General features: G+C 51.5%; 1 rRNA gene. It reads left to right on the forward strand.

Features of this window, described 5'->3' with window-relative positions:
• Positions 1–260: ribosomal RNA gene (locus N9R04_RS11390) — 23S ribosomal RNA — on the forward strand; the annotation flags it as partial.

Consider the following 260-nt stretch of genomic DNA (forward strand, 5'->3'; position numbering starts at 1 on the left):
TGTAGCCTGATATTGAAATTCGGCACAGCTTGTACAGGATAGGTAGGAGCCTTAGATACGTGAGCGCTAGCTTACGTGGAGGCGTTGGTGGGATACTACCCTCGCTGTGTTGGATTTCTAACCCGCACCACTGATCGTGGTGGGAGACAGTGTCAGGTGGGCAGTTTGACTGGGGCGGTCGCCTCCCAAAAGGTAACGGAGGCGCTCAAAGGTTCCCTCAGAATGGTTGGAAATCATTCATAGAGTGTAAAGGTATAAGG

The sequence above is a fragment of the Staphylococcus marylandisciuri genome, from assembly GCF_025519785.1.
GTDB lineage: Bacteria > Bacillota > Bacilli > Staphylococcales > Staphylococcaceae > Staphylococcus > Staphylococcus marylandisciuri.